This is a genomic window from Prosthecobacter sp. (assembly GCF_046154365.1).
In the GTDB taxonomy this organism is placed as follows: Bacteria; Verrucomicrobiota; Verrucomicrobiia; order Verrucomicrobiales; family Verrucomicrobiaceae; genus Prosthecobacter.
Genome location: NZ_JBJXFV010000220.1, coordinates 47,278 through 73,308, shown reverse-complemented (window position 1 = coordinate 73,308; position 26,031 = coordinate 47,278). Strand labels below are relative to the sequence as shown.

Sequence of the window (26,031 nt, the reverse complement as noted above, 5' to 3'; positions counted from 1 at the left end):
ACAGCGCAACTGGTGCCAACATCAGGTTTGCCGCGCTCTGCGAAGGTTTTGGTCTGCATGGTCGCGGCAAAGAAGGCGTAGCCTGCTCAAGGGATGGCGGTTCACCCTTGAAAAGGTGTGCAAAAGCAGCCTTTCCTGATTTGCACTTGGAGCGAATGAGCGCATTCTGCCCGCCCCCCTCATGAGTGCTACATTGCCGTACCGCGCCAACGCGGATTTCCTCGAGTCCAAATACGTGGACTGGAAAAAAGACCCTGGTTCCGTTGAACCACTGTGGTCGTCGTTTTTCGAAGGTTTCGAGCTGGGCATGGCCCGGCTTGCCACCAAAGGAGCCGCCGGCACCGCAGACGCGGCGCCGTTGTCCGAGAAGACGCTGAACTTCCGCATGCGCGTGTCGAACGCGCTGTATGCCTTCCGCGAACTCGGCCACACGGCCGCGTATCTCGATCCGCTCGACACGGCAGGACCGGAGATTCCATCGCTCACTCTTGCTGGTCTTGGCTTCACTGCGGACGAACTCGAAGAAGAGGTGCAGACACACTTGTTCCGCAACGGCCAGCCGATGAAGCTCAAAACGCTGCTCGGCGACCTGCGCCGCATTTATTGTGGGAAAACGGGCTTCGAGTTCATGCACATTCATCATCCTGAAGTGCGCGCCTGGCTGCTGGATCGTGTCGAAGCGCGTGATCTTGAGGCCAAACCGGTGGCGAAGGATCAAATCGACGCGTTGCGCTGGTTGCTGGAGGCGGAAACCTTCGAGCGCTTCCTGCATCGTCGTTTCGTCGGGCAGAAGCGTTTCTCCGTGGAAGGCGGAGAATCCATGCTCGTAGCACTGGAGACGATCCTCGAAGGCCTGCCTGCGCAAGGCGGCAAAGAAATCATTCTGGGCATGGCGCATCGCGGCCGCCTCAGCGTGCTGGCGAATTTTCTGCGCAAGCCGCTGGAATACCTGTTTTACGAGTTCAGCGAGAACTACGTGCCGAACATGGTCTCCGGCGACGGCGACGTGAAATACCACCTTGGCTTTGAAACCGTGCGCCAGACCAGCAGTGGCGATTCCGTGGGCGTGATGATGGCCCCCAATCCAAGCCACCTCGAAGCCGTCGATCCCGTCGTCGAAGGCATGGCGCGCGCGCGTCAGCGCGCGCTCGGCGATACCAAGGAGCGCAAAAAGGTCATCCCGGTGCTCATCCATGGCGATGCGGCCTTCGCCGGCCAGGGGCTCGTGGCCGAAGTGCTCAATCTCTCGCAGCTTCCCGGCTACCGCACCGGCGGCACCATCCACATCATCGTGAACAACCAAATCGGCTTCACCACGATGCCGGAAGACGCCCGCAGCTCCTTTTACTGCACGGACGTGGCGAAGATGATCGAAGCGCCGGTCTTCCATGTGAATGGCGACTGCCCGATGGAAGTGATGAACGCGACGCGACTCGCGCTCGAATTCCGCCAGACCTTCGCGCGTGACGTGATCATCGACATCGTCTGCTACCGCCGTCACGGTCACAATGAAACCGACGAACCCGGCTTCACGCAGCCGAACATGGCCCGCGCCATCGCCGAACATCCCTCCACCGCGACGTTGTTCCGCCTCGATCTCGCCGCAAATGGTGTGCTCGACGAAGCCGGCGCCGCCGTGTTGCAGCGCGAGCTGGAGGACGAACTCGAACAAGGCGTCACAACCCTGTCTGACCGCGATAAAAATGCCGAAGGTGGCAATCCGTTTGAAGGCAGCATGGCGATGCCGCAGCCGGCTTATGACTACCACCCGGTGAAGACCGGCGTCGAACTAGAGACCCTGCAAACCTTGGGCCAGCGCCTGCTGGAAGTGCCGGAAGACTTCAATTTGCACCCGACGATCGCCAAGCGCTTCCTCGCCGCGCGCAAGAAGGCCATCGAAGCCGGTGAAGGCATCGACTGGGCCTATGCGGAGTCATTGGCGTTCGGTACGTTGCTCACAGAAGGTCATGGCGTGCGCCTCAGCGGCCAGGACGTGCGGCGTGGCACCTTCAGCCAGCGGCACTCGGTGTTTTACGATTCCCAAACACGCGAGCGCCACATCCCGCTGAACCATCTCAAGCCGGAACAAGGCCGCTACTGCGTGTACAACAGCCTGCTCTCCGAGGCCGCCGTGCTTGGCTTTGATTACGGCTACTCGCTGCTGACCAGCAACCTGCTCGTCTGCTGGGAGGCGCAGTTTGGCGACTTCGTGAACGGGGCGCAGGTCATCATCGACCAGTTCATCGCCAGCGCAGAGAGTAAATGGCAGCGCCCGAGCCACATCACGCTGCTGTTGCCGCATGGTTATGAAGGGCAGGGGCCGGAGCACTCCAGCGCCAGGCTTGAGCGCTTCCTGCAGCTCTGCGCCGGCGGTAACATGCAAGTCTGCAATTTCTCCACGCCCGCGCAGTATTTCCACGCGCTGCGCCGCCAGCTCAAGCGCAGCACCCGCAAGCCGCTCGTCGTCATGACGCCGAAAAGCCTGCTGCGTCATCCAAAGTGCGTCTCCAAGCTCAGTGAGATGGCCGAGGGCACCACGTTCAAGGAAGTGCTCGATGACGATCAGCTCCTCGCACCGCCGGAGCGCATCACGCGCCTCATCCTGTGCAGTGGCAAAGTGTATTATGATCTGCTCGATTTCCGTGCGGAGCATAAGATCAAGAACGCCGCCATCATCCGCATCGAGCAGCTTTACCCGCTGAACTACGAGATGCTCAAGGAGATCGTCGCCAAATATCCGCGTGCGCAGAAAAAATGGATCTGGTGCCAGGAGGAGCCGCGCAACATGGGCGCCCACTACTACATCCGTCCGCGCTTGGAGGAACTCTCCAACCACAAGCTGCGCTACGCCGGCCGCGAACGCAGCTCCAGCCCTGCCGCAGGTTCTAAGGCCATCCATACCCTCGAACAGGAAAATCTGGTTGAGGCCGCCTTCAACGCTTGATCATTTTCTAAATACCCCGTTATGCCCTCCGACATCAAAATCCCCGCACTCGGCGAATCCGTCGCCGGTGGTCAGATCGCTAAATGGCACTTCAAAGAAGGTGACCATGTCAAAACCGGCGACATCCTCCTCACCCTCGAAACCGACAAGGTGGCCGCTGAAGTCACTGCTGAATTCTCAGGTGCATTGCACATTGGCAAACCGGCCGGTGCAGACGTCGAAGTCGGTGCTGTGGTCGGTCAAATCGATGAAAGCGCCGTTGCTCCTGCGGCGAAGGCTGAAACGCCCAAGCCTGCTCCTGCTGCCGAAGCCAAGCCGAGCAACATCACCGAGTTCAAAGTCGTCCCGAAACCTGAACCTGCTCCGCAGGCATCTGAAATTTCGAATCTCAAATCTCAAATGCCCGAAGGCCGTGTGACGCGCAAAAAGATGAGTCCGCTGCGCCGGAAGATCGCGGAGCAGCTCGTCAGCGCCCAGCACACCGCCGCCATCCTGACCACCTTCAATGAATGCGACATGAGCCACGTCATGGCGATGCGTTCGAAGCTGCAGGACAGTTTTGTGGCCAAACATGGCGTCAAACTCGGCTTTATGAGCTTTTTCATCAAGGCTGTCGTCGAAGCGCTCAAAGCCGTGCCGCAGGTCAATGTCCGCGTCGAAGGCGATGAGATCGTGCAGCAGCATTTCCATGACATCGGCGTCGCTGTTGGCACCGAGCGTGGTCTCATCGTGCCCGTGTTGCGTGACTGTGATCAGAAGTCCTTCGCCGAACTCGAAAAAGACATCCTCGGCTTCGCTGCCAAGGCCAAGGAAGGTAAAATCCAGATCAGCGACCTCACTGGCGGGGTTTTCACCATTTCCAACGGCGGTGTCTATGGTTCGCTGCTCAGCACGCCGATCATCAACCCGCCGCAGAGCGCCATCCTCGGCATGCACAGCATCCAGCAGCGCCCCATCGCCGTCGATGGTCAGGTCGTTATCCGCCCGATGATGTACCTTGCCCTGAGCTATGACCACCGCGTTGTCGATGGCAAAGAGGCCGTTACTTTTCTCATCCGCGTCAAAGATTGCATCGAAAATCCGGCGCGCATGCTCGTCGGTGCGTAATCACTGAATAATGCTGAACGAAGCGGTTGCCGCACGTTCTCATTAGCGCACTGAGACTGATTCACATGGCACTCGAAACATCCAGCACCGCAGTCATACCTGAAGCACCTGCGCCGAAAGGATGGGGCGTGTGGCTGCGCAACAAGTTCCTGGCCGGACTCGCGCTGGCGCTGCCGTTGATCATCACGTTTTGGATTCTGTATTCGATCTATGACCTGCTGCACGGCTGGAGCAAGCCGGTGCTGGCCCAGGTGGTGAGCTTGGTCAACGAACTGTCCGAACATCCGGTGCTCAACATTGAGGATCCGAAACTCGAGAGCTTTACCAACTTCATCGGTTTCTTGTTTTCCGTGCTCGCCATCATCGGTCTCGGCTTCATGGCCACGAACGTCATCGGCGTGCATGTCGTCACGGCCGTTGACAAACTACTGCTGCGGATCCCGCTCGTCGCCGTCATCTATCGTCCCCTCAAGCAGGTAATCGACGCCTTCCGCGGTCTTGGTGGTGCGAAGCAGAGCTTCAAGCGAGTCGTGTACATCGACTATCCCGTGCCCGGTATGCGCATGATCGGCTTTGCCACCGGCCAGTACTGCGATCCGCAGAGCGGCAAGGCCATGACCTGCGTCCTGTTGCCCACTGCTCCCAGTCCCATGACCGGCATCCTGCTGGTCGTTGATTCCGAAAAAATCAGCGATGCGCCGATCACGATCGAAGAAGCGATGAAAATGATCATCTCCGGGGGGCTCGTCGCGCCGCTCAACGCTGTTGTGCCGCTGAATCAAAGGCCGGTGGTTGCCCCCCTGCCAGAATCACTGCCAGTGCCTGAGCCGGTGCATGATCTGCCCGCAGGTCTGCCGCGTGCCGAGGACTTCGATGCCGGCGACACGGAAATCCTCGCCCAATCCATGGACATCAAGAGCGGCAAGCGCTGGCTGCGTGGCCTGCCGTGGAAAAAACGCTGAACCACGGTGATCATCGACTGGCAATCCTGGCAGCCCGACGTGCGCGCGACACTGATGTTCATCATTGATGAATCGAAACGTGAAGTGCTGCTCATCCGCAAAAAGCGCGGCCTTGGCGCGGGTAAAATCAACGGGCCTGGCGGCAAAATGGAACCTGGCGAGACTTCTTTGGAGTGCGCGGTGCGCGAAACGCAGGAGGAACTCGGCGTTACCGCCTTTAATCCCATGCATCACGGCGAACTCTGGTTCCAATTCGTCGATGGCCTGCGCATGCTTGTGGATGTCTTTGTCGCCACCGAGCATGAAGGTGAGGCTGTCGAAACACCTGAAGCCCTGCCATTGTGGACATCGCTAGATGTTCTGCCCTTCGATCAAATGTGGGCCGATGACATCCACTGGCTCGCTCAGACGTTGATCGAGCGCCGCCATTTTCTAGGCCGCTTCGTGTTTGATGATGACACGATGCTGTCGCACGAACTCGAATGGCGCTGAGTTTTTGATTCCAGACTGAGCTGGTTCGTGGTTATCATCCGGCCATGAACAGTTCTCTGACTTTCTGCGGCTGTTATTTGATGGCCATCGCCTGTTATGCCGCTCCGTCCGAGCCGCCGAACATTGTTCTCGTGATGGCCGATGACCAAGGCTGGGGTGACATGGCTTATAATGGGCATCCGCAGTTGCAGACGCCGCATTTTGATGCGCTGGCGAAGGAAGGCGTGCGTTTTGACCAGTTTCATGCTGCTGCGCCGGTGTGCTCACCGACACGCGGCAGCGTGATGACGGGACGCAACCCGAACCGCTTCGGCTGCTTTTCCTGGGGCCATGCGTTGCGCCCGCAGGAAATCACGATTGCGGAGGCGCTCAAAACGGCGGGCTATGCGACGGGTCATTTTGGGAAATGGCACCTGGGTTCGGTGCAGAAGGCTAGCCCGGTCAGTCCGGGTGCTAGCGGCTTCGACGAATGGGTCTCATCGCCGAACTTTTTCGATCTCGATCCGGTTCTGAGTGTGCATGGCAAGGCGGTGCCATTCCAAGGCGACAGCTCCGATGTCACGGTGGAAGAGGCGCTGAAGTTCATCCGCCGCTGTGCAGTGCAGAAGCAGCGTTTTCTGGCTGTGGTCTGGTTTGGATCGCCACACGATCCGCATCAGGCGCTGGAAGCCGACCGTGCGCTGTATGTCGGCCTGTCAGAGAAGCAGCAGCACTTTTATGGCGAGATCACCGCCATGGATCGTGCTTTCGGCAAGCTGCGGGCGGAATTGCGTGAACTGGACCTGCGAGAAAACACACTGTTATGGTATTGCAGCGACAACGGCGCGCTGCTGAAGGTCGGCACCAGTGGCGGAAGACGAGGTTTTAAAGGACAGATTTATGAAGGCGGACTCGCCGTGCCTGCGCTGCTGGAGTGGCCGGCCGTTTTTCGTGAACCGAAGGTGATCCAGGCACCGTGCGTCACGTCTGACATCTATCCCACCGTGTTGGAAATTGCTGATGTTAAGATGGACCAACAGCCGGTGCTGGATGGCAGTGACATTATGCCTCTGCTGACTGGCCAGGAGCAGCAGCGTCGTCAACCTATCGGCTTTTGGGAGACAGGCAGCAAAGGCATCAGCACACCATCAAAAGCATGGATGGACGAACTGCGGGCCGATCAATCCCGTGGTGGCGAGCCCAATGACCCCGTCCGCATTCGCCCTGATGCGGGTAAAATCGGCGATCCTGTCTCGCTGACCAGTTTCCCCGGTCATTCCGCCTGGCTCGACTGGCCGTGGAAGCTCCATCGGATCGAGAACAAGAAGACTCGAGAGATCACCTGGGAACTCTACAATCTCGCCAGCGACCCCGACGAAAGCACCGTTTTGCTGGCAGAGCAGCCCGAGCGAGTGGCGGAAATGCAAAAAAATCTCGAAGACTGGCTGGAAAGCGTGGCTCGCAGCCTCAATGGCGAAGATTATGCGGTTGAGAAGGCCGCTTCCAAATAAGCGTGGCTCCAAATCACACTTTCATGGCCGAAATCAGCCTGATGGTGCTCAAAAGGCTTCCTTCTAGTCCTTGCTTGCCAGGTCGCTCAAGAGTGCTAATTAACCACCCTGAGTTTAAAAAGAGGGAAGTTACGAAAGTTTGGACTTCTGAATCCATCAGTCAGTCTGGAAATTCAAAAACATCCTTCTAATTCTAAAAAATATCTTGCGGCAGTAAGGTGTTACGTGTTACTATAACTTTAATTGCGGGTATAGCTTAATGGTAAAGTTCCAGCCTTCCACGCTGGCCATGTGGGTTCGATTCCCACTACCCGCTCTGAGAACGCGTACATTTCCAAAACACCATAAATTCACTGCCGCTTATGAAAGCTGTATTTTTTCCTCGCATCGCTGGCATTTCAGCATGTTTACTCATGCTTGCCGGAGCCTCGATTTCTACGGCGCAGTCGCCCAGTAACTGCACCGAAATTTCCAATGATGTGCGAGTTGCCGTCGAAAAAGACCCTTCCAAGGTTCTGATGGTTGTGGAAGATGCTCTTGTGATCAATGAGGGCTGTGCTGCCGACATCGTGAAGACTGCTATCACAGCTTCCAAGGCGGATGCGACTCTCGCCAGCCAGATCGTTCAAACTGCGGTTTCGGTGGCACCGAAGATGGCTGCGGTCATCAATGACGCAGCAACCAGTGTTGTCCCCGGCCTCGCCGCTGTCGCACCAGTTGAAGAAGCGGCGCGTCCGGTGACTGTCGCAGGCGGCAAAAATCCCGGCAAAAATCCGGTCATTCCCGCTGCTCCTGCAAAGGAGGAGGACTTCTTTGTTCCATCTACAATCCGTGGAGTTTACCTCATTCAGCCTCCTGCCTCAGGCCCGCTGCCTCCGCGTTGCGACTGTAATCCAGTGTCTCCATCCACGGCGATTCCATAAAGTCGATTTCAGGTCTGCTTCTCCTTTCCGCACACTCCATCGTTCTAACCAACATGCGCACTCCACTTGCCATACTGCTCCTTGCGGCTGCTTTGCTCGGCCCCGCTGCTTTGCGCGGCCAAGGCTTGGTGGCGATCCAGAATTACTCGGCGGATTTTAAAACGGAACAGCCACTCACGTTTTCATTTACCGGCCAGACCGGCTATGACTTCCTCAACTACAAGGTGAATTCGCCGCTCGTGCAGGACATTGAGTCTTGGTATGTGCAGGGCGGTGTCGGGGCGGCTTACACTCATCCTGACCGCACGACGCCGTGGAGTTTTAATCTCGATACCAGCGTCATCCACTACATCGACGGGGTGCCACGTTTTGGCGGCACCTTTTACAATGCGCGTGCCGCCTTCAATTTTGAGCACCGGTTTTCGGAACGTCTTAAGGTCAGCAACAATTTCTACCTCACCTATGGCGTGGACCCCAGTTCCGCTTTTGGCTACGGAGCGTCCACAACGTTGTGGAACGGCCAGTACCTGTATGGCTTCAACAACTTCAACGTCAGCTACGCCTGGACGCCGCGTCTCTCCACCACCACTTCCTACACGATTGATGGCATCGGTTATCAGGATGACCTGGTGGCCGATCCTGAGGACCGTTACACGCATTTGTTCGCCCACCAGTTTGCGTATGCGATTTCAAAGCGCACCAGTCTGACGGCAGAATACCGCTACCGCATGGCCACCTACGCCACCCAGGCGGACAAAAACTACACCTCTCATTTTGCCCTGCTCGGCGTGGATCATGCCTGGAGTGAGCGCATGTCTGGATCGGTGCGCGGTGGTGCAGAGTTCTATGACTCGGAGCGCGTCTCCAAGGCGGCTCCTTATGCCGAAGCTGCACTTAATTACGCCGTCGCCAAGCAGACCATGGTGCGCTGGTTTGCCGCGCTTGGATTCAACGGTGCCGAGCTTGCCGCCTTCAACAGCCGTTACGGCTTGAACACGGGAGTCCAGGTGAATCACAATTTTACGAAGCGCCTCAGTGCCAATGCCGGGGCATCATATGCCCTCAGTCAGTTTGATAATGGCACGGGGGCAGACGCCACCGAGCACTCGGCGCTCATCTCCGCAGGCATTGGCTACCAGCTCCTCGAAAATTTGAATCTCAACGCTAACTACTCCTACTCCACGCTGCAAGCAACCGACGCACTCCGTGAGTTCGATCGTCACCGCGTGTCCCTCGGTGCCACCGCCAGCTTTTAAGTCGCTCAACAGCCAGACACCCATCCGCCGGCGGGCCGTTTCGGACACCACGAAATTCCCGCTGGCGGCATTTCCAGACCACTTTCTTAACCTCTCCAAAACACTTTCACCTCACCAGGCATGAACGAGACAGGCACAGAACTGCAAAAACATGCGATGGACACGTGGCAGGTGGTCAAAAACCGTTTTGGCCTCATCTCGCTGAGCTTCATCCTCATCTTCGCCGCTGCGGCCGTCCTCACCTACATCATGCCGCGCAAATATCGCGGCCATGTCGAGATGACCATTGAGCGCATCACGCAGGACATCAATGTCTTCGAACGCAACCGCACGGATGGCAACGCCAGCCTACCGGAGTATCTCAAAACACAGTTCGAGACCATCACTAAGCCCACCACGCTTTATCCGGTCATCGAGAAGCTTGAACTCGCGAAGCGCTGGGAACTGCCATCACGCCAGGCGGCGCTGGCAAAGCTGCGTGCCAACCTCGAAACGCAGTCCATGCTTCGTTCGGACTTCGTTACCATTGACTACTACGACCAGGATTCGCAGCTTGCGGCCACCATCGCCAACGAGATCGCCAAAAGTTATATGGCGCAGCGGAACAACATCGAGAGTGACAAGAAGCAGAAGGCGCTCACGGTTTTGCAGCAGCAGATTTCCGACCAGGAGGATCTCCGGCGTCAGGCGCAGTTGCGTTCGCAGGAAGCCAAGCGCAAGGCCGGCATCGTCGGCGACTGGTTCCCGGGCGGCGGCAATTCGTTGAATCCCGGCGGCGAAATGCGCAGTGAAAAAGACTCCATGGTCATTACACGCGAGCAGGCCCTGCTGATGGCGGATCAGGACATCCTGACCTTGCAGTCCGAGATCGATCAGGTCGGCAAACTGACCCCCGATGAACTTATTGATCAGGCCTCGGGCCTTAAGTTGGAGAATCAAAACATTTTGGCGATGACCTCCAAGCTTCAGGAACTGAAAGTCGCACGCGAGGGACTGATCAATGAGGGCCGTGGCCGCATGCATCCTCAGGTGCTGAGCGTGGACAGTCAGATCACCCAATACAAATCGTTGATCGATGCCGCAGCGAAGGCGCACATCGCTGGTCTCCAGAACCGCTTGGATGGTGCCAAAAAGAAACGCGAATCGTTCCAGGACTTCAACGATAAGGCCAAACAAGAACTCATGGGCATGCAGTCGCTCTACAACGAGTACAAGACCGCCAAGGACGAAGTGACCTACCTCGAAGACCTCCTCGTCAAAATGCGCTCGCGCTTCTTCGAGGAAAAGGCGGGCATCGAACTCGTGAAATCTCCCGCCACCATCTACTCCGAGGCGGAGCCCGAAGGGAAACCCGCCAAACCCAACGTTGCGCTGCATCTCGCGCTTGGTGGCGTTCTCGGCCTCATGTTCGGCCTCGGTCTCGCTTTCTTCCTCGAGTACATGGACACCACCGTGAAGAGTCTCGATGATGTCGAGCGCTTCCTCGGCGTTCCCGTTCTCGCCGTCGTGCCGAAGGATGTCGGCGTGCTTCATCGCTCCAGCGGCTTCAATCCTGACGCCGAGGCCTATCGCATTCTGCGCACCAACATCGAGTTCAATCGCAAGTCACCCGACGCCAACTGCCTCACCGTTGTCAGCGGCGGGGCAGGGGAGGGGAAATCCACCACGATGGTGAACCTCGCCTACGTCTGTGCTCAGGGCGGTTACAACGTTCTCCTCATCGACGCTGACCTGCGCCGCCCCAGCATGCACACGCACTTCGATGTCAGCCATGCCACCGGCCTCACCAATTATCTCACCACCGACATCCGCCTCGAAGACGTCGTCATCCGCACTCAGGTTGAAAACTTGTTCTTCCTCCCCAGCGGCCTCTTGCCTGCGGACAGCGCCGGACTGCTCAATTCCCAGCGCATGGTCGATCTCATCGCCGATGTGAAAAGCCGTTTCGATCTCGTCTTGATCGACTCCCCGCCCATCCTCGGCGTCAGCGACGCCTCCGTGCTCGCCAACATGGCCGACATGACCATGATCGTCGTGCAGCATCGGAAACTGCCGCGTCACATGCTCATGCGCGTCAAGCAGAGCGTCGAAAACGTCGGCGGCAAAGTCATCGGCGTCGTCCTCAACAACGTCGATCTCCGCAGCGACGCCCAATACCAGTACTACACCAGCTACTACACCTACTACTCGCCCACCAACTCCCCCGGTGGTGCTCAGGGCGGCAAAGCACGTCGCCGCAAGATCAAGACCGAAACCACCGCCTCCGCGCTCGCCAGCACCCAGCCCCTGTCGCGGCTGGATGGCGACGACGTTTTTTAATCCTCATCCAATCATCACGCTTATGAACACACGCATCTTCTCCAGCATCCTCGCCGCATGCGCCTTCGCGTTTGCTCCGGCGCACGCTCAAAACGGCGAACTCGCCCTCAAGGCCAACGACCGCGTCACCATTTCCATCGGTGGCATCCCCGACAACGAAGTGCCGCAGATCAGCAAGGTTTACACCATCAGCGACAACGGCACTGTCAATCTCCTGCACATCGGCGAAGTCCGCGCTGCCGGCCTCAAGCCCTCCTCGCTCCAGCGCACCATCGAGCAGACCTACGTCGCTAAAGAAATCTACACCCGCCCCACCGTCACCGTCTCCACCGATGATAGCGCCGCCACCGCCCGCATGGTCTATGTCATCAGTGGCTGTGGCAAAAACGGCCCCATCCCGTGGAATTCCGGTATGACCATCCTCAAGGCCGTCGGTGCCGCCGGTGGTTTCACTGCCTTTGCCAAGCCTAGCAAGACCAAGCTCATCCGCGACGGCGTCACCACCGAGGTCGATCTCAAAAACATCAGCGCCAATCCAGCGCGCGACATCAAACTCCAGCCCGAAGACCAGATCATCGTGCCGGAGTAAGTTCTGAAAACCAATGACACGGCAATGAACACTCGGCTTCTCATTTGCATCCTTGGTGCCTCTGCTCTTGTTCTGAATCCAGTTCAGGCACAGAACAGCGAACTCGCACTCAAATCAGGTGATCGCATCGCCCTCTCCATCGGCGGGATTCCAGATGCTGAGGTCACCCAGATCAGCAAAGTGTACAGCGTCAGTGATGGTGGCACCATCAATCTGGTGCATATCGGCGAGGTTCCAGCCGCTGGTCTCAAGCCGTCCATGCTTCAACGTGCCATTGAAAAAGCCTACATCGAGCGTGAGGTTTACACGCGTCCTACTGTCACCATCTCGATTGATGGTGGCGAGTCTCCGTCCCGCATGGTCTATGTCGTCAGCGGCTGTAAACAGAACGGCCCGGTGCCTTACAACTCTGGCATGACCATCATGAAAGCCGTGAGTGTGGCGAAAGGCTTCTCCGACTTTGCTCACCCCAGCCGCACCAAGCTCATCCGCGACGGCGTCACCACCGAGGTCGATCTCAAAAACATCAGCGCCAATCCAGCGCGCGACATCAAACTCCAGCCCGAAGACCAGATCATCGTGCCGGAGTGAGATTTTCGGCTTACTTGGTGGCTTTTAGGCGAACAAAGCCTCGACCTGCTAAATTGGCGCTCACAGTGACTGTGCCGTCAGCATTTGTCACGATTTGAGAGGCGGGTACGTCGGTCCAGTCGGTCAAATCAGGGGAGGATTGGGCTTTCAAAACGCCCCATTCGGCAAAAAGCGGCCGTGGACGCCAAGTGAGCTTCAGAGCGCCGTTTTGCATCACGGGCCGCGGCAGATTCGCAATGTCTGAAGCGCCGGCGGTGAAGCCATCGATGGCGAACTCGGTCAGGTTCGGCACACCATCACCATCTGCATCGTCATTGAAACCGCCGGTGGCACCCTGCGCGGCCAGCCATTCGTTGAAGGGAATGTTGTGATCAAGACCAAGGACGTTGGTGATGATGTAGTCGTCATCAAGCGGGGTGATCGGCGTGCCAGGATACGCCGTATTGAAGGCCGCCACAATCATCTGCGCGATCTTGGTGTGAGCGCAGGTGTTTGGGTGGAACCCGTCCCCGCCGAAAACAAACCGCGTGCGCGAGTCGGCATCCGCCACGCGGTAAAACTCAATTCCCTTGATGCGCAAGGGCTGCGTGATCATCGCCTTGGTGAATTCATACACCCCTGGCGCGAAGCCGATGCCCTGTGACTGCGCGTAGGTGGCGAGGCTGGCGTTCAGCGCATCCATTGCCGCAGTCACCCGGGCCGTTTTCACTGGATCGGTGGGATAGCCCTGCTGGATCTTCGGTGTGCAGCCGACATGCGGCACACTCACGAGCACGATGGGCAGCGCCGCGTTCACCGTTCGCACGTAATTCACCAGCCATTGGAGGTTGCCCAAGGTTGGGTTCGTCACTTCCGGCCCGATGAAGCCGTTGTAAAGGTTTGCATAGTAGCTGTCAGCATCGTTGCCGCCGGCAAAGATCACCACGCGTTCGACATCGTGGCGCAGATGATTCTTCAACGAGTTCGTCCACCAGCCGTTGAAGAAATTGCTGAGCAGGTTCTTGATCTCCGTCGTCGTCGCCCCAGGAAAGGCCCAGTTGTAGGTGTGACCCGTCAGACGTGGATCTGCGTAAACATCCCAGGTGCCTGTGTCGAACCAGTCCGTGCGGTGCTGATGCAGGATCTCGATCCAGTTCCGCGCCTGCCAGGACGCTGGATTCTGCTGATACAAGCCCGGAAACTCCGCCTCGTATTCCTTCGTCAGGCTGTCACCGATCACTAGACACTGCTCCGCCCGCAACGGGGAGAACAGCAGCAGCGAGAGACCGACGAAGACACGCATGGCTGGATGAGACGCAGTGCCGGCGCAAAAGTTCATCTCATTGTATGTGCCTGGTGGACAAAGCCGGGCCTCGCGGATGCGTTTTCATGGCATGTAAATTACCCGCCTTGTCGCCTGCATTGTCGGCTTTGCCTCGATCTCTCTCGCTGACTTCGCCCTCAAGGACGGCGAAACCGTCGTCTTCCTCGGCGACAGCATCACCGCAGCACGCCGCTACGACCGCATCATCGAGAACTATACGCTGCTCCGCTACCCACAGCACAAGGTGAAGTTCTTCAACGCCGGCAAAGGTGGCGACACGATGACAGGTGCGCTGGATCGTTTACAGCGCGAGGTCTTTGATCGCGGCGCCACGGTGCTTACCGTCGCCTTCGGCGTGAACGACATCGGCTGGGGCATGAAAGCCGATGCGGAGCACAAGAACGCTTATCTTACTTCACTGCGCACGCTTGTTGGGCGCTGCCAGGAGCATCACGTCCGTGTCTTCATCTGCTCGCCTGCCATCACCAACGAAGACCCGGATCACGCCGAGAAAGGCTTCCTCCAGCAGATGTGTGATGAAGGGCTGGCACTCGCGAAGAGCCTGGGTGCCGATACCACCGACATCCAGCGCTCGATGCGGAAAGTACAGCGGCATGTGCTCGCGGCGAACAAGAATCAAAAGGACGCCACGAAACTGCATGTCGAAGACGGCGTGCATCTCAACGAACTCGGCCAGCTCGCGATGGCCTTTGCCATGCTCAAAGGTCTCGGTGCTCCCACCGAGGTTTCTGCCGCCGTGATCAGTGCGGGTGAGGGCAAGGTCGAATCCGTCAGCGGCTGCAAGGTGTCGAGTGTGAAGCCAGCCAGCGACGGCATCGAATTTGACCGCCTGGATGAAGGACTACCGCTCAACTTTGGCACCTTTGGAGCGCTGAACTTCATGTTCATTCCGATTCCGGCGGAACTGAACGGCTACAGGCTGACCGTGCGCGGCCTTGCCGCAGGCAAATACGATCTGCGCGCGGGCGGCCGGCTTCTGGGCAAATTCACCGACAAGCAATTCGCCGCCGGAATGAACATCTCCTCCATGACCGCCAACGGCTGGGAGCCGGGCGGGCCATGGGATGCCTAGGCGGCGGCCTTGAAGATGGTCACCGATGCGCGCATGGAGATCGTCGGATCGCAGAGCTATAGTGATGCCTTCCTGAGCCAGCAGCCGGGGCTTGATCAGATACGTGTGGAAACGAAAAAGGCGCTGGAACAACTGGAGGTGTTGCAGCGCCAATATGCGGCACCTGTGACGGTGCATTACGAAGTGAAGAGGTCCGCAGACAGAGGGGTCTTACAGACCCAAATCCGTCACCGCGACATCAAGCTTCAGCCCGAAGATCAGATCATCGTGCCGGAGTAGGGCTGACTCATTGAGCCGCCTGGCAAGTCAGGCCCGGTTCATCGCCCATTTTATCGCTTCACGCACTTCGACAAGGATGTTTTTGTCACATCGGGCCACACAGTCTGGTGGGCGGGATGCGGGGTCGGGAGGGCTGGGCAAAAATGATTGGATGGCCTTGGCGAGGAGACCTAGAGGACCGGTACATTCACTTTCATCATAGTCGGCTGAAAATTCGTGCTGCCAGACGCCGGTTGATCCGTCTGGACGGGCCAGCATCACATCTCCGTCGCCAGGATAGAAGAAGGCAAGGCTTCCATCCCATTCGCCCAGTCCCGGGAAAGCCTTGCTGCGCATTACAAAAGGTTTGTCATTGCAGGCCGCACAGTATCCTGAAGGCGGTACGAGGAGCGTCAGGCCGCCAAACTGATCGAAGAATTCAAGCATGTAGGATGCATGTGCGAAATCACCCGCCAAGTCTGGTGACCAGACAAGGCATTGTGAAAGGGCAGGCACCATGATGGCATTGCCAAATTGGGTCGATGCCAACTGATTCTCAACGCGTTTCAAAACGAGCCAGCATTTCTCGCCCTGCACCATCACAGAACAGGGGAGCATGCCATCGAACAAACCAGCGAACTCACGCACCTCGGGGGATTTGAGGGCCGACAGACGTTGGGTGAATGCTGCTTCTGCCGATGCCTGATCCCTGCCAATGCATGAGATCACAGCTGCAGGCACGCCGCTCCCACCGATTTCACTCAATGGGAAGTCGTGTTCCCATGCATCAGGGAAACTGGACGATAGGGATTCGTGAACGACGGTGCCCATTTTTGGTGAGACCCATGTCAGAGCCCGAGGTCCGTGACCGCACCGTGGCTCGCGTCGCTGGTGAGTTTCGCATACTTCGCGAGTACACCGCGGGTGTAGCGTGGCTTTGGCTGCTTCCACTTGGCGAGACGTGCTTTGAGTTCAGCAGCAGGGATGCCCAGCGTGATTGCACGCTTCTCGGCATCGATGGTGATCGGATCACCATTCTTGATGACAGCGATCGGTCCGCCCACATACGCTTCGGGCGTGACGTGACCGACGACGAAGCCGTGGCTACCGCCGCTGAAACGTCCGTCGGTGATGAACGCGACGTCTTTGCCCAAACCCTTGCCCATGATGGCGCTCGTAGGTGAAAGCATTTCGCGCATCCCTGGTCCGCCCTTCGGTCCTTCCATGCGCACGACGATGACGTGGCCCTTCTTGACCTTGTCGTTCAAGATCGCTTGCAACGCGGTTTCTTCGGACTCGAACACGATGGCCTTGCCCTCGAACTTGAGACCTTCCTTGCCGCTGATCTTGCCCACGGCACCATCGGGGCAGAGGTTGCCTTTGAAGACGACGAGGTGGCTGTCCTTCTTGAGCGGGTTGCTCAGCGGACGCACGATCTGCTGGTCCTTCGGCCACACGATCTTGCTGTTCTTCATGTTTTCCTTCATCGTCTTGCCGGTGACGGTCAGGCAGTCGCCATGCATGAGGCCTTCGGCGATGAGCGTGCGAATGAGCGGCACGGTGCCGCCGATCTTCACGAGGTCGTTCATGAAATACTTGCCGCTCGGCTTCACGTCGGCGAGCACCGGTGTCTTCTTGCCGATGCGGACGAAGTCCTCGAGGCCGAGCTTCACTCCCGCGCTGTGCGCCATGGCGATGAGGTGCAGCACGGCGTTGGTGGAGCCGCCGAGCGTTATGATTAGAGTAATGGCGTTCTCAAAGGCTTCCTTCGTCATGATGTCACGCGGCGTGATGCCTTTCTTGATCATGTTCATCACGGCTACACCGGCATCAAAGCAGTCGATGAGCTTCTCGTTCGATACCGCGGCTTGCGCGCCGGAGTTCGGCAAACTCATGCCGAGCGCTTCGATGGCGCTGGCCATGGTGTTCGCGGTATACATGCCGCCACAGGAGCCTTCGCCGGGGATGGCGTGCTCCTCAATGTCGATGAGTTCCTTGTCGCTGATCAGGCAGTTCGCGTGCTTGCCCACGGCCTCGAAGACCGTGACGATGTCGGCGTCCTTCTTTTCCACGCCGACACAGCCCGGCAGGATGGTGCCGCCATAGACGAACACGCTCGGGCGGTTCATGCGGCCCATCGCCATGAGGCAGCCCGGCATGTTCTTGTCACAACCACCGATGGCGACGAAGCCATCCATGCCTTCACAGCCAACAACCGTCTCAATCGAGTCCGCGATGACCTCCCGCGACACCATCGAGTATTTCATGCCCTCGGTGCCCATCGAGATGCCGTCGGAGATGGTGATGGTGTTAAAGATGAGGCTCTTCCCGCCTGCGGCATCGACGCCCTTCGCGCTTTCCTTGGCCAGACGGTCAATGTGCATGTTGCACGGCGTCACCATGCTCCACGTCGATGCGATGCCGATCTGCGACTTCTTGAAGTCCTCGCGCTTGAAGCCCACGGCATGCAGCATCGCACGGCTGGCCGCGCGCTCGGCACCGTCCACGACGATGGCGCTGTGTTTGCGATGGAGAGAAGGTTTGGCGGCGGATTTTTTGGGCATGACGTGGTGGGGTGGGCGCGCAAAATGGCAGGCGCCTCCACGTGCGCAAGCACCCTTTGCGGCAGTTCTAGCGCAGCGTTTGGCAAGAACCGCATGGTTCCCCGGCCCGCTTTGCACGATGAACAGGGTGTGAGATTCCTCGCCCAACGCGCCTTCATTCTTTTTGCCATCGCCCCCGTCTTGTCAGCGGCGGATTCCACCGTGTCGCTGGATTTCAATCTCTACATGCAGGGCAAGTACATCTATGAGCGCAACTGCATCGTCTGCCATGGCCCGCGTGGCGATGGCAATGGCGAACTCAGCCCCACGTTGAAGCCGAAGCCACGTTCCTTCCGTGAAGGCATGTTCAAATTTCGCACCACCTCGCTCGGCATGCTGCCGACCGATGACGATCTGCGCCGCACCATTCGCGGCGGACTTAGCGGCACCGCCATGGGCATGTTCACCCAGCTCACCGAGGAGGAAATCGACGCCGTCATCACTTACGTGAAGTCCTTCTCCCGCCGCTGGCGCAAGCCGGAGAACCATGCCTCGCCCGTGCAACTGCCGCCACCACCTGAATGGCTCAAAGCGCCCACAGAGTTCAAAACACACGCCGGACTCGGTCAAAAGCTCTTCACTACAAACTGTGCCGCATGCCATGGAGAAAAGGCAGATGGCAAAGGCCCCGCCGCCGTCGCCTTGAAGGACATCTGGGGCATTCCCGCCGCTCCCTCCGATCTGCGTCAGCCACATCTGCGTTGCGGCGATGCTCCTGCAGACATCTACCGCGTACTCACCACCGGTTTGAACGGCACACCCATGGTCAGCTTTGATGCCACGCTCTCAGAGGCACAGTGCTGGGACATCATCGCCTACATTTTCAGCATCCGCCTGCCTTCCGGGCCGGTGCTGTGAGCCGTATCTGCCAAAGAGGCCAAAGAGTGATGCAAAGTGAAAGCCGTTCAGGCGAGACTTGCGGCGTTAATATTGAAGCTTCGTGCTACGTCCAGTCAGAAGATCGTTATCTGCACCGTTTCATCGCTTCATGAAACACATTCTCTGCGTTCTCCTGATCTCCGCGCTGCAAATCTCCGCAGCGGATGTCGAATCCCTCAAAAATCTTGGTGCGAAGGTAACCGAGACATCCGGAGTCGTCACGCAGGTGCAGGTGAAGTGCGACGCCTTCACCGAGGCCGATTTCAAGACACTCGGCAGCTTCACCACGATCAAAGACCTCACCATCAGCGGCAAAACGATCACGGATGACACGCTCGCACTGCTCACCGGCCTCACGGAGTTAGAGCGCCTCAGCAGCGATGGCATCCAGCTCACGGATGCGGGCTACAAGCACTTCGCTGTGTTTCAAAAGCTCAAGTCGCTCTCCTTTTTTCATCCAGCGTTCCGTTCCGAAAAATTTACCGGCAGCGGTCTCGCGCAGTTGAAGGCCTTGCCGAAACTGGAACGCCTCACCTTCGCCGGATCAACCGCTGGTGACGAGGCGATGGAGGCCATCGGCCAGCTCACCCAGCTCAAGGAATTCCGCACCTGGCACACCGCCCAGACGCAGGCTGGAAATGCGTACCTTTTGAAGCTGCCGCTCACCTCACTGCGCATCGGTCAACGCCTGCCCAATGGCAAAGATTCGCCCGTCAGTTTCGATGAATCGACCCTGGAGATACTGGCGCAGATCAAGACCCTCGAAACTCTCGAACTCACCGAGGCGCGACTCAGCGCGAAGATCATCCCGCACCTGAAAGCGCTGCCAAAGCTCGCTAAACTCAAGATCGAGACCGTGGACATCAACGCCGCCGATGTGGAGGCGATCAAGACGGCGCTACCGAACTGCAAAGTGGATTTCAAGCCGATCAACGATGCCGACAAAGAGGCGACGCTGGTGAAGAAGCTGCGGCTTTAGCGCTTACAGTGTCAGAGCAGCGCCTCATGGATCGTTACAGCCTTCAATTCATCATGAACATCGCCACCAAACGCCATCTCGACCGCCGCGCCTTCCTGCGCGGCACCGGAACTGCCCTCTCGCTGCCGTTTTTGGAGGCGATGGTTCCTGCCTTCGCCACGCGGGCGCAAGCAGCCGTAGGACAGCCGCCCCCGCGCTTCTTGGCGATGTGCGCCACCCTCGGCTTCCACACGCCGTTTTTGTTTCCGCAGGAAACGGGCGCTGACTACACGCTCACACCTTACCTGGAGCCACTGAAGGACTTGAAGAGCGATTTCTCCGTCATCTCCGGTCTCCAGCACATGGAACAGAACGGCGCGAACGGCCACACATCCGAGATGACGTGGCTGACCTCCGCAAAGCATCCCGGGCTCGCTGGATTCAAGAACACGATCTCCCTCGACCAGCTCATCGCCGAGAGCATCGGCACGCAGACACGTTTTCCCAGCCTCATCCTCGGCACCGGCAGCGATTCGCTGTCGTGGTCGGCCAGCGGCGTGCCGCTGCCGGCGGAAAGCTCGCCCTCGAAGGCCTTCCAGCAGCTTTTTGTCGATGGCACACAGGCGGAGATCGAAGCACAGGTAAGCGGCTTGAAGCGCGGACGCAGCATTCTCGACACCGTCACGGGTCAGGCGAAAAAACTGCACGGCGAACTCGGCAAGCGCGACCAGGAGAAGCTCGACGAGTATTTCAGCGCCGTGCGCGATCTCGAAGGCCGACTCGTGCAAAACGAGGAGTGGGTGCAGAAACCCAAGCCCAAGATCGATGCCAAGCCGCCGACGGACATCCAGAGCCGCACCGACGCCATCGGCAAAATGAAGCTCATGCAGGATCTCATCGTGCTCGCTCTGCAAACCGACTCCACCCGCACCGTCACGCTGCGCCTCAGCGGCATGAACGCCGTGCCCGAAATTGAAGGCGTGAAGAACGACTGGCACAACCTCTCCCACCACGGCCAGGATCCCGCGAAGATCGAAGAACTCAAAGTCATCGAAAAAGCCGAGTTCACCGCCTTTGCGGGCTTCCTCACGAAATTGAAGGCCGTGTCATTGCTGGAGAGCACCGCCGTCATCTTCGGCTCCAACCTCGGCAACGCTAGCGCCCACAACACGGCGAACATCCCGCTCGTTCTCGCCGGTGGCGGCTTCAAACACGGTCGGCACATCGCCATCGACAAGGAGAAGCATGTCTTCTCGAACCTCTTCGTCTCTCTAGCCCAGCACATGGGAGTGGAGACGGACAAATTCGGCTTCAGCACCGGCGTGCTCGACATTAATCAGGCGTGAACATGAAGTCTCGTTTCCTCGCGGCTCTGCCGTTCATCATTTGCGCCAATGTCTCGTCCGCTGCGCTGCCTTCGATCCAGCCTTTCCTGGATCAGCACTGCATGGACTGCCATGACGGTGATGTGAAGAAAGGCGGCCTCGATTTGTCAGCACTGTCCACCGACGGAGCGGATGCGGCGGCGCACAAGAAATGGGTGAGGGTGTTTGATCGTGTCTCGTCAGGCGAAATGCCGCCTGCGAAGAAAGAACGACCGAAGGCCGATGCAATGCAGGCGTTCATGGCGGCACTGGGCAGTGATTTGAATGCGAAGCACACCGCGCAGAAGGGTACTGTGTTGCGGCGGCTCAACCGGCGTGAGTATCAAAACACGATCAACGATCTGCTCGGCGTCACGGTGAACGTGATCGACTCGTTGCCGGAGGACGGACGCGCGCATGGCTTCGACAACATCGGTGAGGCGCTTTCCATCTCCGGCATTCAGATGCTGCGCTACATGGAGGCCGCCGAACTGGCGCTGAATGCCGCGTTGTTTGCGGAAACGCGGCCTGAGTTGAGCACGCAGCGCGCCACGCTGGAAAGCGATCGCAACAAGGACACCATCGGCAAGCAATGGCTGAAGCGTGAAGACGGCGCCATCGTCGTTTTCAACGAAGGCGGCTTCCCCAGCACGGTAATCCCGAATCTGCGGGCAAAAACCGCAGGCACCTACCAACTGCGCGTCACCGGTTACGGCTACCAGATCGAGGCGCCGGTCGTCTTTGCCCTCATCACGGGCAGTTTTAATTTCCGCAACGCGGACAACGTGACGCACAGCTTCCATGAACTGCCGGTCGGCAAACCCGGCACGGTGGAAGTCACCCTGCACCTCAATCAAGGCAACGGCATCTGGATCAGCCCGCAGGGCCTCAACGGACCAGATGGCCATTCACCAGTCAAAGATGGTCCGGACAAGTATCCCGGCGAAGGCATGGCATTTCAGGAAGTGACGCTCGAAGGCCCCATCGTCACCGATTGGCCGCCACGTGGCCAAAAGCTGCTCCTTGGCGATGCCAAGCTGCGCGAGCTGCCGCCGGAAAAACCATGGATGAAGGGCAAATCGGGCTACAAACCCGTCTTCACCGCTGAAACGGTCGATCCCACTGCTGCATCCCGACAACTGCTCCCTGCCTTTATCACCGCCGCGTTTCGTCGTCCAGCAACGGCGGTGGATGTGGAGCCCTACTTGAAGCTCTTTGATGCCGAGTTTGCCGCGAGCAAAGATTTCCTCCTCGCCATGCGCACGGCGGCTATCGCGGTGCTGTGCTCGCCGGAGTTTTTGTTCCTGAAGGAGGCTGCGGGCAAGCTCAACGATCTGCAACTCGCCTCACGACTGAGCTACTTCCTCACCCGCAGCACTCCCGATGCCGACCTGTTCGCCGCGAAGCTCACGCAGCCCGAGGTGCTCCGCGCACAAACCGAGCGCCTGCTCAAAAGTGCCACGCTGGAACGCTTCGTGGCCGATTTCACCGATGGCTGGCTGAATCTGCGTGAGATCGACTTCACCACGCCCGACAAGCAGCTCTACCCTGAATACGACGGGTTGCTGCTCGACTCCATGCTGCGTGAGACACGCGGCTTCATCACCGAACTCATCCAAAACAACCTCGGTGTCGCCAACATCATCCACAGCGACTTCGCGATGCTCAATTCACGTCTCGCGCGCCATTACGGCATCCCTGGCGTCAGCGGACTCGCCATGCGAAAGGTCAAACTGCCGCCGGAGAGCAAACGCGGCGGCATCCTGACCCAGGCGAGCGTTTTGAAGGTCAGTGCGAATGGCACCAACACCTCGCCCGTCGTGCGCGGCGTGTGGGTGATGGATCGCATCCTCGGCATGGAACCGCCACCACCGCCACCCGGCATTCCCGGTGTGGAGCCGGACATCCGTGGTGCCACGACGCTGCGCGAGCTGCTCGACAAACATCGCAACATGGAAAGCTGCAACGGCTGCCACCGCGTCATCGATCCGCCTGGCTTCGCGCTGGAGAGCTACGACGTCATCGGCGGTTGGCGTGAAAACTTCCGCAGCATCGACAAAGGCAAGTACATCGACCTCAAGGTCGAAGGCCGCAAAGTCCGCTACAAACTCGGCCCGCCCGTCGATGCTGCTGGCGAACTCACCACTGGAGCCAAATTCGCCAACATGACCGAATTCCAACAGCTCCTCCTTGCCGGTCAGGACCGCGTGGTCCGCTGTGTCGCTGAAAAGCTCCTCATCTTCGCCACCGGCCGCGAGATCGGTTTCTCCGACCGCACTGAAATCGCCCGCATCGTCGCTCAATCGAAAGCGAAGCACCACACGATGCGCGATCTGTTGCATCTCATCGTGCAAAGTCCGATTTTCCTGAGCAAGTAGCTTGTCTGGCCCGTCTCGCCGACATATTGCCGGTCAGATTTCGCTTGGCTGGTCGTTTCGTTGGTGGAAGCCAGCCTCGCAACCTTGCATGAATGTTCTTTTCACACGTTCAGTCGTTTTTCTGGCCTGCTGGGCCGGTTTTGGACCGTCTTTGCGTGCTGCCGTCGTTGACCCAAAGGTCAGCGGCTTCATGCAGACATATTGTATTGGCTGCCACGGGCCGAAGAAGCAGAAGGGCGACTTCCGGGTGGATGAACTGAAGATTGCCGCGAATGCGGCGGATGCGGAGAACTGGCAGCTCGTGCTGGACAATCTCCATCTCGGCGAAATGCCACCGGAGAAGGAGAAACAGTCGCAGCCGGCGGAGGTGGAATTGGTGACGACGTGGATTCAGAGCGAGATCAAGCGTGCGGCGCAGGCGCTCGGTGGGCAAAAAAGCGAGGTGGTGCTGCGGCGGCTGAACCGTTTTGAGTACGAGAACACGATCGAGGATTTGTTCGATGTGCGCGGCGACTATGCGATCGGTTTCCCTGAGGATGCGACCAGCGGCGGCTTCAACAACAACGGTGCGGCGCTGGGCCTCTCGGCTGAGCAGATCAATCAATACCTGCGTGCGGCAGACTTCATTTTGAACCGTGCCATCGTCACCAAACCGAAGCCGGAGACGGTGAAGGTGAGCTTTACGCTGCACGACATTGAGGCCGTCAATGCCAGACGGATGGCCGAGCGTGAAGCGTATGAAAAGAAGAACAACATCAAACGCACCGAGGCTGAATTGAAACAGCTCGAGCGCATGAAGGCCGCCGGCGGCCGCGCTGCGCCCTATTATCCGAAGCACGGCGAGGATGCGCTGATCCCGATGCAGTATTTGAAGCCGGACACGAACGGATTCTACTTCGTGCGTGAACCTGGCTGGTATCGCTACAAGGTCATCGCCTATCCTGTGCGCAACGACGGCGCACCGATGCGACTGGAGGTGTCTCACGGCACCGGCAGGCAGGAGGATGTGCCGACCGTCGTGGACATCATCCAGCTCACGGAAGCGCAGCCGAAGGAGTCCGAGTTTCGCGTCTATCTTCAGCCGGGGCGCCGCATCGCGCTGCGGATGATCGATGGCGTCAACTGGATGCCGGGATCGAAGGTCGCGGAGAGCACATCGCCAGCCATCGCCATCAAGAAGATCGAAATGGAAGGCCCGATGATCGAGCAGTGGCCGCCGCGCGGGCATCAGGCGATGTTTGGCAAACAGGAGATCGCGAACATCGACGAAGCCGCCGTGCCGCAACTGCTGCGCGATTTTGCACCGAAGCTCTTCCGCCGTCCGGTCGAAAGCAGCGTCGTGGATGAGTTCGTCGCGTTTTATCAGGAGCGGCTTAAGGAAGTGTCCGCGCTCGATGCCTTCAAGCTCACGGTGAAGGCGATGATGACCTCGCCGCTGTTTCTGTTTCACTATGAGCCTGCCACGAAGGTGGACGACTTCGCGCTGGCGAACCGCCTCTCGTATTTCTTCTGGTGCTCGATGCCGGATGACGAACTACTCGCGCTCGCCGCCAAGGGTTCGCTTGCCAATCCTGCTGAACTCAAAAAGCAAATGACACGCCTGCTCGCGGATGCGAAGTCGCAGCGCTTCCTCCAGGATTTCACCGGCCAGTGGCTGCAAATCAACAAGGTGGGCGAAATGCGGCCCGACAAGAACCTGTATCCCGAATACGACGACCTGCTGGAGCGTGCGATGGTGCAGGAGACGGAGATGTTCATCCGCGAGATGCTCATCAATGACCTCAGTCTCACCAACCTCATCGACTCCAACTGGACGATGCTCAACGACCGCCTCGCGAAGCATTACGGCATCGCGGGCGTGCAGGGGAATGAGTTCCGCAAAGTCGCGCTCGACAAAACTCGAACGGTGCGCGGCGGCCTGCTCGCGCAGGCGAGCATCCTGAGCATCACCTCGAACGGTACCACCACCTCGCCCGTCGTGCGCGGCGTGTGGATTCTCAATCATCTGCTCGGCACGCCTCCTCCGCCACCGCCGCCCGACGTGCCGCCCATCGAGCCGGACATTCGCGGCGCCAGCACCATTCAGGAGCAGCTCGACAAACACCGCGACATCGCGCAATGCGCCGCCTGCCATCGGAAGATCGACCCCTATGGCATCGCGCTCGAAAATTTTGATGTCATCGGCGGCTGGCGCGACACCTATCGCTCGCTCATTCAAAACGGCAGAAGCCCGCGCCCGCAGCTCAGCGAAGGCAAGGCAGTCTCCGCCGATGACGAACTGCCCAAGCTCGGCCGCTTCGCCACCTTCATGGATTTTCGCACCCTGCTCGGCAAAAGCGAGCACCTCGTCTTCCGCAACGTCGCCGAACAACTCGCGACTTACGCCCTCGGTCGCAGCCTCGGTTTCGCGGATCGTGAAGACATCGATCATATCGTCAAGACCACGCGCGAGAACGGCGGCGGACTCAAGACGATGATCACCGCATTGGTGCAAAGCCCGCTTTTCAAACGTCCCTAATCGT

General features: G+C 58.6%; 21 protein-coding genes and 1 tRNA gene. 18 read left to right on the top strand and 4 right to left on the bottom strand.

Going from position 1 to position 26,031, the window contains the following annotated elements; translation table 11 throughout:
• Positions 1 to 181 precede the first annotated feature (181 nt).
• The 11 genes from ACKVY0_RS27990 to ACKVY0_RS27940 all read left to right on the top strand — a co-directional run bounded on the left by ACKVY0_RS27990 (position 182) and on the right by ACKVY0_RS27940 (position 12,673).
• Entirely contained in the window at positions 182 to 2,944 is a 2,763-nt protein-coding gene (locus ACKVY0_RS27990; protein WP_409218174.1) for a 2-oxoglutarate dehydrogenase E1 component, read from the top strand.
• A gap of 21 nt (positions 2,945 to 2,965) precedes the next feature.
• Positions 2,966 to 4,051, top strand: a complete 1,086-nt coding sequence (gene sucB, locus ACKVY0_RS27985) for a dihydrolipoyllysine-residue succinyltransferase (protein ID WP_409218173.1) — start codon at positions 2,966 to 2,968, stop codon at positions 4,049 to 4,051.
• Between the two features lie 65 nt (positions 4,052 to 4,116).
• Positions 4,117 to 5,013, top strand: coding sequence for a DUF502 domain-containing protein (locus ACKVY0_RS27980; RefSeq protein WP_409218172.1), 897 nt, complete (start codon positions 4,117 to 4,119; stop codon positions 5,011 to 5,013).
• 6 nt (positions 5,014 to 5,019) lie between these two features.
• Positions 5,020 to 5,505, top strand: a complete 486-nt coding sequence (locus ACKVY0_RS27975; protein WP_409218171.1) for an 8-oxo-dGTP diphosphatase — start codon at positions 5,020 to 5,022, stop codon at positions 5,503 to 5,505.
• A gap of 44 nt (positions 5,506 to 5,549) precedes the next feature.
• Positions 5,550 to 6,995, top strand: coding sequence for a sulfatase (locus ACKVY0_RS27970; protein WP_409218170.1), 1,446 nt, complete (start codon positions 5,550 to 5,552; stop codon positions 6,993 to 6,995).
• Between the two features lie 245 nt (positions 6,996 to 7,240).
• Positions 7,241 to 7,311, top strand: a tRNA-Gly gene (locus ACKVY0_RS27965).
• A gap of 46 nt (positions 7,312 to 7,357) precedes the next feature.
• Positions 7,358 to 7,918 carry a hypothetical protein gene (locus ACKVY0_RS27960; RefSeq protein ID WP_409218169.1) on the top strand — a complete coding sequence of 187 codons (561 nt, stop codon included), beginning with the start codon at positions 7,358 to 7,360 and terminating at the stop codon, positions 7,916 to 7,918.
• A gap of 53 nt (positions 7,919 to 7,971) precedes the next feature.
• A complete protein-coding gene (locus ACKVY0_RS27955; protein ID WP_409218168.1) occupies positions 7,972 to 9,174 on the top strand; it encodes an outer membrane beta-barrel protein in 1,203 nt (400 codons plus the stop codon).
• A gap of 120 nt (positions 9,175 to 9,294) precedes the next feature.
• Positions 9,295 to 11,493, top strand: a complete 2,199-nt coding sequence (locus ACKVY0_RS27950; RefSeq protein WP_409218167.1) for a GumC family protein — start codon at positions 9,295 to 9,297, stop codon at positions 11,491 to 11,493.
• A gap of 22 nt (positions 11,494 to 11,515) precedes the next feature.
• The gene (locus ACKVY0_RS27945; RefSeq protein ID WP_409218166.1) at positions 11,516 to 12,082 is read left to right on the top strand and encodes a polysaccharide biosynthesis/export family protein; all 567 of its coding nucleotides are present in this window, start codon (positions 11,516 to 11,518) and stop codon (positions 12,080 to 12,082) included.
• Positions 12,083 to 12,106: 24 nt separating this feature from the next.
• On the top strand, positions 12,107 to 12,673 hold the full coding sequence (locus ACKVY0_RS27940; protein ID WP_409218165.1) for a polysaccharide biosynthesis/export family protein: 567 nt from the start codon (positions 12,107 to 12,109) through the stop codon (positions 12,671 to 12,673).
• Between the two features lie 10 nt (positions 12,674 to 12,683).
• Here the strand turns inward: ACKVY0_RS27940 and ACKVY0_RS27935 are convergent, their stop codons facing one another.
• On the bottom strand, positions 12,684 to 13,955 hold the full coding sequence (locus tag ACKVY0_RS27935; RefSeq protein WP_409218164.1) for an SGNH/GDSL hydrolase family protein: 1,272 nt from the start codon (positions 13,953 to 13,955) through the stop codon (positions 12,684 to 12,686).
• Between the two features lie 97 nt (positions 13,956 to 14,052).
• Here ACKVY0_RS27935 and ACKVY0_RS27930 point away from each other — a divergent pair, with 97 nt between their 5' ends.
• Positions 14,053 to 15,069, top strand: coding sequence for a GDSL-type esterase/lipase family protein (locus tag ACKVY0_RS27930; RefSeq protein ID WP_409218234.1), 1,017 nt, complete (start codon positions 14,053 to 14,055; stop codon positions 15,067 to 15,069).
• Positions 15,070 to 15,078: 9 nt separating this feature from the next.
• On the top strand, positions 15,079 to 15,348 hold the full coding sequence (locus ACKVY0_RS27925; protein WP_409218163.1) for a hypothetical protein: 270 nt from the start codon (positions 15,079 to 15,081) through the stop codon (positions 15,346 to 15,348).
• 27 nt (positions 15,349 to 15,375) lie between these two features.
• Here ACKVY0_RS27925 and ACKVY0_RS27920 read toward each other — a convergent pair whose 3' ends face one another.
• Together ACKVY0_RS27920 and ilvD are read right to left on the bottom strand one after the other, a co-directional pair.
• Complete coding sequence (locus ACKVY0_RS27920; RefSeq protein WP_409218162.1) at positions 15,376 to 16,158, bottom strand: hypothetical protein; 783 nt, start codon at positions 16,156 to 16,158, stop codon at positions 15,376 to 15,378.
• A 17-nt stretch (positions 16,159 to 16,175) separates the two neighbouring features.
• Positions 16,176 to 17,891 carry a dihydroxy-acid dehydratase gene (ilvD, locus tag ACKVY0_RS27915; protein WP_409218161.1) on the bottom strand — a complete coding sequence of 572 codons (1,716 nt, stop codon included), beginning with the start codon at positions 17,889 to 17,891 and terminating at the stop codon, positions 16,176 to 16,178.
• Positions 17,892 to 18,020: 129 nt separating this feature from the next.
• Here ilvD and ACKVY0_RS27910 point away from each other — a divergent pair, with 129 nt between their 5' ends.
• The 4 genes from ACKVY0_RS27910 to ACKVY0_RS27895 all read left to right on the top strand — a co-directional run bounded on the left by ACKVY0_RS27910 (position 18,021) and on the right by ACKVY0_RS27895 (position 23,509).
• A complete protein-coding gene (locus ACKVY0_RS27910) occupies positions 18,021 to 18,788 on the top strand; it encodes a c-type cytochrome (RefSeq protein WP_409218160.1) in 768 nt (255 codons plus the stop codon).
• Between the two features lie 130 nt (positions 18,789 to 18,918).
• Positions 18,919 to 19,788: a hypothetical protein gene (locus tag ACKVY0_RS27905; protein ID WP_409218159.1), complete on the top strand. Its 870-nt coding sequence runs from the start codon at positions 18,919 to 18,921 to the stop codon at positions 19,786 to 19,788.
• Positions 19,789 to 19,841: 53 nt separating this feature from the next.
• Positions 19,842 to 21,113, top strand: coding sequence for a DUF1552 domain-containing protein (locus ACKVY0_RS27900; RefSeq protein ID WP_409218158.1), 1,272 nt, complete (start codon positions 19,842 to 19,844; stop codon positions 21,111 to 21,113).
• Positions 21,114 to 21,115: 2 nt separating this feature from the next.
• A complete protein-coding gene (locus ACKVY0_RS27895) occupies positions 21,116 to 23,509 on the top strand; it encodes a DUF1592 domain-containing protein (protein ID WP_409218157.1) in 2,394 nt (797 codons plus the stop codon).
• 33 nt (positions 23,510 to 23,542) lie between these two features.
• Here the strand turns inward: ACKVY0_RS27895 and ACKVY0_RS27890 are convergent, their stop codons facing one another.
• Positions 23,543 to 23,701, bottom strand: coding sequence for a hypothetical protein (locus ACKVY0_RS27890; protein ID WP_409218156.1), 159 nt, complete (start codon positions 23,699 to 23,701; stop codon positions 23,543 to 23,545).
• Between ACKVY0_RS27890 and ACKVY0_RS27885 the strand changes: the two genes are divergently transcribed.
• Complete coding sequence (locus ACKVY0_RS27885) at positions 23,700 to 26,027, top strand: DUF1592 domain-containing protein (protein WP_409218155.1); 2,328 nt, start codon at positions 23,700 to 23,702, stop codon at positions 26,025 to 26,027. The two genes, ACKVY0_RS27890 and ACKVY0_RS27885, sit on opposite strands and share 2 nt — an antisense overlap.
• Positions 26,028 to 26,031 lie beyond the last annotated feature (4 nt).

Coding starts and splice junctions, on each gene's coding strand:
- ACKVY0_RS27990 (WP_409218174.1), top strand. CDS start 182: ATGAGTGCTACATTGCCGTACCGCGCCAACGCGGATTTCCTCGAGTCC.
- sucB (WP_409218173.1), top strand. CDS start 2,966: ATGCCCTCCGACATCAAAATCCCCGCACTCGGCGAATCCGTCGCCGGT.
- ACKVY0_RS27980 (WP_409218172.1), top strand. CDS start 4,117: ATGGCACTCGAAACATCCAGCACCGCAGTCATACCTGAAGCACCTGCG.
- ACKVY0_RS27970 (WP_409218170.1), top strand. CDS start 5,550: ATGAACAGTTCTCTGACTTTCTGCGGCTGTTATTTGATGGCCATCGCC.
- ACKVY0_RS27960 (WP_409218169.1), top strand. CDS start 7,358: ATGAAAGCTGTATTTTTTCCTCGCATCGCTGGCATTTCAGCATGTTTA.
- ACKVY0_RS27955 (WP_409218168.1), top strand. CDS start 7,972: ATGCGCACTCCACTTGCCATACTGCTCCTTGCGGCTGCTTTGCTCGGC.
- ACKVY0_RS27950 (WP_409218167.1), top strand. CDS start 9,295: ATGAACGAGACAGGCACAGAACTGCAAAAACATGCGATGGACACGTGG.
- ACKVY0_RS27945 (WP_409218166.1), top strand. CDS start 11,516: ATGAACACACGCATCTTCTCCAGCATCCTCGCCGCATGCGCCTTCGCG.
- ACKVY0_RS27940 (WP_409218165.1), top strand. CDS start 12,107: ATGAACACTCGGCTTCTCATTTGCATCCTTGGTGCCTCTGCTCTTGTT.
- ACKVY0_RS27935 (WP_409218164.1), bottom strand. CDS start 13,955: ATGCGTGTCTTCGTCGGTCTCTCGCTGCTGCTGTTCTCCCCGTTGCGG.
- ACKVY0_RS27920 (WP_409218162.1), bottom strand. CDS start 16,158: ATGGGCACCGTCGTTCACGAATCCCTATCGTCCAGTTTCCCTGATGCA.
- ilvD (WP_409218161.1), bottom strand. CDS start 17,891: ATGCCCAAAAAATCCGCCGCCAAACCTTCTCTCCATCGCAAACACAGC.
- ACKVY0_RS27905 (WP_409218159.1), top strand. CDS start 18,919: ATGAAACACATTCTCTGCGTTCTCCTGATCTCCGCGCTGCAAATCTCC.
- ACKVY0_RS27900 (WP_409218158.1), top strand. CDS start 19,842: ATGAACATCGCCACCAAACGCCATCTCGACCGCCGCGCCTTCCTGCGC.
- ACKVY0_RS27895 (WP_409218157.1), top strand. CDS start 21,116: ATGAAGTCTCGTTTCCTCGCGGCTCTGCCGTTCATCATTTGCGCCAAT.
- ACKVY0_RS27885 (WP_409218155.1), top strand. CDS start 23,700: ATGCAGACATATTGTATTGGCTGCCACGGGCCGAAGAAGCAGAAGGGC.
- ACKVY0_RS27890 (WP_409218156.1), bottom strand. CDS start 23,701: ATGAAGCCGCTGACCTTTGGGTCAACGACGGCAGCACGCAAAGACGGT.